The sequence below is a fragment of the uncultured Sphingomonas sp. genome, assembly GCF_913778135.1.
GTDB lineage: Bacteria > Pseudomonadota > Alphaproteobacteria > Sphingomonadales > Sphingomonadaceae > Sphingomonas.
Map to the genome: position 1 here is coordinate 1 of NZ_CAJYVU010000057.1, position 4,741 is coordinate 4,741.

4 protein-coding genes and 1 pseudogene are annotated in these 4,741 nt (G+C 67.2%); all 5 read left to right on the forward strand.

The window, feature by feature from the left end:
* Positions 1 to 126: pseudogene (locus tag QZ847_RS06015) on the forward strand (glutamate 5-kinase); the annotation flags it as partial.
* Complete coding sequence (locus tag QZ847_RS06020) at positions 123 to 1,016, forward strand: SDR family oxidoreductase (protein ID WP_294354271.1); 894 nt, start codon at positions 123 to 125, stop codon at positions 1,014 to 1,016. The pseudogene QZ847_RS06015 and the gene QZ847_RS06020, both read left to right, overlap by 4 nt.
* Before the next feature lie 44 nt (positions 1,017 to 1,060).
* Positions 1,061 to 1,303, forward strand: coding sequence for an acyl carrier protein (locus tag QZ847_RS06025; RefSeq protein ID WP_294354274.1), 243 nt, complete (start codon positions 1,061 to 1,063; stop codon positions 1,301 to 1,303).
* A gap of 2 nt (positions 1,304 to 1,305) precedes the next feature.
* Entirely contained in the window at positions 1,306 to 2,574 is a 1,269-nt protein-coding gene (locus tag QZ847_RS06030) for an aminotransferase class I/II-fold pyridoxal phosphate-dependent enzyme (RefSeq protein ID WP_294354276.1), read from the forward strand.
* A gap of 90 nt (positions 2,575 to 2,664) precedes the next feature.
* The gene (locus tag QZ847_RS06035) at positions 2,665 to 4,590 is read left to right on the forward strand and encodes an ATP-binding protein (RefSeq protein WP_294354279.1); all 1,926 of its coding nucleotides are present in this window, start codon (positions 2,665 to 2,667) and stop codon (positions 4,588 to 4,590) included.
* Positions 4,591 to 4,741: the final 151 nt, after the last annotated feature.

Sequence of the window (4,741 nt, forward strand, 5' to 3'; positions counted from 1 at the left end):
GCCGACGACGCGACGCGGCTGATCGGCCGGCGCAGCGACGAGCATGCCGCGCTGCTCGGCTACGCACCACGCGCCGCACTCGTCCACCGCAACCACATGGCCTATCTGAAGGGAAGCGCGCGATGATCCTCGCCATCACCGGCGCAACCGGTTTCGTCGGCAGCCACCTCGTCGATCAGGCGCTCGCCGCCGGCCACCAGGTCCGCGCACTCACCAGGCGGGAGCAGCCGGAACGGGACGGCGTCACCTGGGTACCGGGCAACCTTGCCGGACCGGGTACGCTGGTCGACGGTGCCGAGGCGGTGATCCACGTCGCCGGTATCGTCAACGCCGCCGACCGCGCGGGCTTCGTCAGCGGCAATATCGAAGGCACGCGCAGCATGATCGCCGCCGCGGGAGCCGCTGGCGTGCAGCGCTTCGTCCACGTTTCGTCGCTCGCCGCACGCGAGCCGCACCTCTCCGATTACGGCTGGTCGAAACTTCAGGCTGATCGGCTGGTGCAGCTGAGCGGGTTGGAATGGACCATCGTGCGCCCGCCCGCCGTGTTCGGCCCACGCGACCACGAGATGCTGGAGCTGTTCCGCTTCGCGCGCCGCGGGCTCGTGCCCCTGCCCCCACGTGGCAATCGTTTGTCGGTGATCGCGGTCGAGGATCTGGCGCGCCTGCTGCTGACGCTCGCGACCGGCGACGGCGCGCGCCACATGGTGCTCGAACCCGACGACGGTCGACCCGGCGGCTGGGACCACCGCGACTTCGCACGCGCGCTCGGCAAGGCCGTTGGACGCCGCTCGGTACCGCTGTCGCTACCGGGCGCTGTTCTGTCGGGCGCAGCCAGGCTCGACCGCATGTTCCGCGGGTCACGCGCTAAGCTGACCCCGGACCGCGTCGGTTATTTTCGCCACCCCGATTGGGTCGCGCATGCGCTTCCCTCGCCCGCGCTGTGGCGCGCCGAACACGCCACCGCCGCCGCGCTTGCCGCCACGGCCGAGTGGTATCGCGCCCACGACTTGCTATAGCGCCGCCGCACCCCGGCCTTAATCATCACGCATCGAAAGCGACCATGAGCGACCGCGACCAGATCTTCGACACCGTCCAAGCCCAGATCGAGCCCTTCAACAAGAAGGGCGTGGCCGTCACCGACGCGACCACCTTTCAGGGCGATCTCGAATGGGATTCGCTCACCGTGATGGATTTCGTCGCCGCGATCGAGGACGAGTTCGACATCATTATCACGATGAACATGCAGGCCGAGATCGAGAACGTCGGCCAGCTCGTCGACGCCGTCGCGCGGTTGAAGGCGTAACCATGACCGAGACCGGCCTTCAGCCTGAGGCGCTGCCCGCCGATCCCGCGCCGGTCGCCCCCGAGCGTGACCTGTTCAGCAAGTTTGACGCGCTGATCGCCGAGCGCGAGGCGCTGCTCGGCACCGGCGTGCGCGATCCCTTCGGTATCGTGATGGAGGAGGTACGCTCGCCAACCGAGGCCGTGATCAAGGGTCGCGAGACGATCCTGCTCGGCACCTACAATTACATGGGCATGACGTTCGATGCCGACGTGATCGCGGCGGGCAAGCAGGCGCTCGACCGCTTTGGCAGCGGTACCAACGGCAGCCGAATGCTCAACGGCACGTTCCGCGACCACGTCGATGCAGAGGACGCGCTGCGTGAATTCTACGCCGCCGATCACGCGATGGTATTCTCGACCGGCTATCAGGCCAATCTCGGCACCATCTCGACTATCGCGGCGAAGGGCGAGTACGTCGTCCTCGACGCCGACAGCCACGCCTCGATCTACGACGGCTGCAAAATGGGCGATGCGGAGGTCGTACGCTTCCGCCACAATTCGGTCGAGGACCTCGACAAGCGGCTCGGGCGCCTGCCCCAGGAGCCGGGCAAGCTCGTCGTGCTCGAAGGCGTCTACTCGATGCTCGGCGACATCGCGCCATTAAAGGAGATGGTCGCGGTCGCGAAGAAGCACGGCTGCATGGTGCTGGTCGACGAGGCGCATTCAATGGGCTTCTTCGGCACCCACGGCCGCGGCGTGTACGAGGATCAGGGGCTGATCCTGGGCAAGGACGTCGACTTCGTGATCGGCACCTTTTCCAAGTCGGTCGGCACCGTCGGCGGCTTCTGCGTATCGAATCACCCGAAGTTCGAGGCGATGCGCCTCGCCTGCCGCCCGTACATCTTCACCGCCAGCCTGCCGCCCTCGGTGGTCGCGACCGCCGCGACCTCGATCCGCAAGCTGATGCACGCCGATACCAAGCGCGCGCAGCTCTGGTCCAACGCGCGCCGCCTTCACGCGAACTTGCGCGAACTCGGCTTCACACTCGGTACGCAGCAGGCCGATTCGGCGATCATCGCGGTCATGCTGGAGGATCAGGAGCGTGCCGTCGGCATGTGGCAGCAGCTGCTCGACCAGGGTCTGTACGTCAACGTCGCGCGGCCGCCCGCTACGCCGTCTGGCACGTTCCTGCTGCGCTGCTCGCTATCGGCCGAGCATAGCGACGCGCAGATCGACCGCATCACCGCGATGTTCGCCGACGCGGGCCGCGCCACCGGCGAGATCGACTAAACGCTGAAGGCCGGCGCGGCATGATGGTCGCGGCGGCTTTGCACGCTGGCCGTGGCTGCGGTACACCTCCCGGTCGTGAGCGGGGACGAGATGGATGCGCGGCGCAGGCTGCTGTCGGCCTGGCGCACGGTAACGCTGGTCGCGATGGCGATCGCGGGTATGGCCGTGCTCACCGCGCTTGTCATCACGCTGGGCGAGGCGAACCGGCAACGCGACCGCGCGCTGGCTGCGCAGAGCCACAGCTACGACGTGATGAATCTCGCGCGCGCGCTGCAAGGCACGATGGCGAAATCGGAGGCGTCGCTCGGTCGCTACGTCATCTCGGGCGATCAGCGGCTCGGACAATCCTATTTCGATGATTGGCGCCGTGCCGGGGAGAATGTCGCGCAGCTTCGCCGCCTGATCGCGGATAATGCCGGGCAGCAGCAACGCCTCGCCGGCTTGCAGATTGCGTTCCGCGAACGCGGCGAGGAATTGGCCCGAACCGCGCTCGCGACCAATTACGGCAAGAACAGCCAGGCCCTGTCGCGCTACTATCAGGTGCGCACCTCCCCCGCGCTCGACGCCATCAACGCCGCGCTCGATGGCCTGATCGCGGATGAGCGTACGCTACTCGAGCAGCGCACGTCGCAGGCGATGACGCTCGTCAATCGCTCGACCACAGCGGCGAAGATCCTCTCGATCTTCGGCGTCCTGCTGCTGCTCGGCATGATCGCACTCGGCTGGCTGACGATGCGCGTGCTCGCCGGGCGTGCCGTCGCCCAGGCCGAAGCCGCGTCGGAGCGCGAGCGGGCGGACGAACTCGCCAGCGCCGTCGCCACCGCAACCGACGAGCTGCGCGTGCAGGAAGCGCGACTGCGGCAGGTGCAGAAGATGGAGGCGGTCGGGCAGTTGACCGGCGGAATTGCGCACGACTTCAACAACATGCTCGCGGTCGTGATCGGCGGGTTGGAACTCGCACGTCGCGGGCTGACGACGGGCGGACGCGACGTCCTGCGACACGTCGAAAGCGCGACCGAGGGCGCGACGCGTGCCGCCCAATTGACCAGGCGCCTGCTCGCCTTTGCGCGCGAAACCGCGATCAATCCCGAATGCATCGATGCGGCCAGCCTGTTCGCCGGCCTTCGCGATCTGCTTGAGCGTACGCTCGGCGATGGTGTCACGGTAATGATCGACGATGCGAGCGACGGCTGGTGCGCGCGCGTCGACCGCGTCCAGCTGGAAAACACGCTGGTGAACCTGGCGGTCAACGCGCGCGACGCGATGGAGGGGCGCGGCACGCTGACCATCACCGCGCGTGCGCAAACGCTCGCGACCGCCAGCCAGCACGGTTGCGCTGCGGGTGATTACCTCGCGCTCGGCGTCAACGACACCGGACACGGCATGTCCCCGGAGGTAATGGAACGCGCGTTCGAACCGTTCTTCACCACCAAGCCAGTGGGCAAGGGCACCGGCCTCGGTCTCAGCCAGATTTTCTCCTTCGCCAAGCAGGTCGACGGCGACGTGACGATCGCGTCCTCGCCGGGTCGCGGCACGACCGTGACGCTGCTGCTGCCGCGCGAGATCGAGCAAGCGCAGTCCGACTCGTCACCCCCACCAAGCGAGGCAACCCTAAACAGTGAAGTTGAAGGTGCCGCCCTGTCGATCCTGGTGGTGGAGGACGACCCTCGCGTCCTCGCCGCAACCGTCGGCGCGCTGGAGGAGTTGGGACACCTCGTCACCTCGTGCGACGATCCGACGAAAACTGCCGCGACATTGGCGCGCATTCCAGCACCCGACCTGATCCTCTCCGACGTACTGATGCCCGGTCTGACTGGACCCGAGATGATCGCGGCGTTGGAGGCGCGCCACCGTCACATTCCGGTGTTGTTTGTGACAGGCTTCGCTGGCGATGCAGCCTCGGTCGAACTCGGCAACCGGCCGGTGCTCCGAAAGCCGTTCACGCTCGCCGCGCTCGAACGCGCCGTGGAGACCGCGGCACGGCGCGACCAAGCGCACGCCATCGCTGCGGAATGATCATCACCGCATTGCCGCACGCGGACAGGTGACGGCTCCCGTTCACCTGCCTATAGCCGGAGCCTTTCCGTCGTTCTTGCGAGGCCGCGTCGCGCGCACATGAAATCGATCGACCGCTACATGGCCCGGCTGATCGCGCTGCCATTGTTCT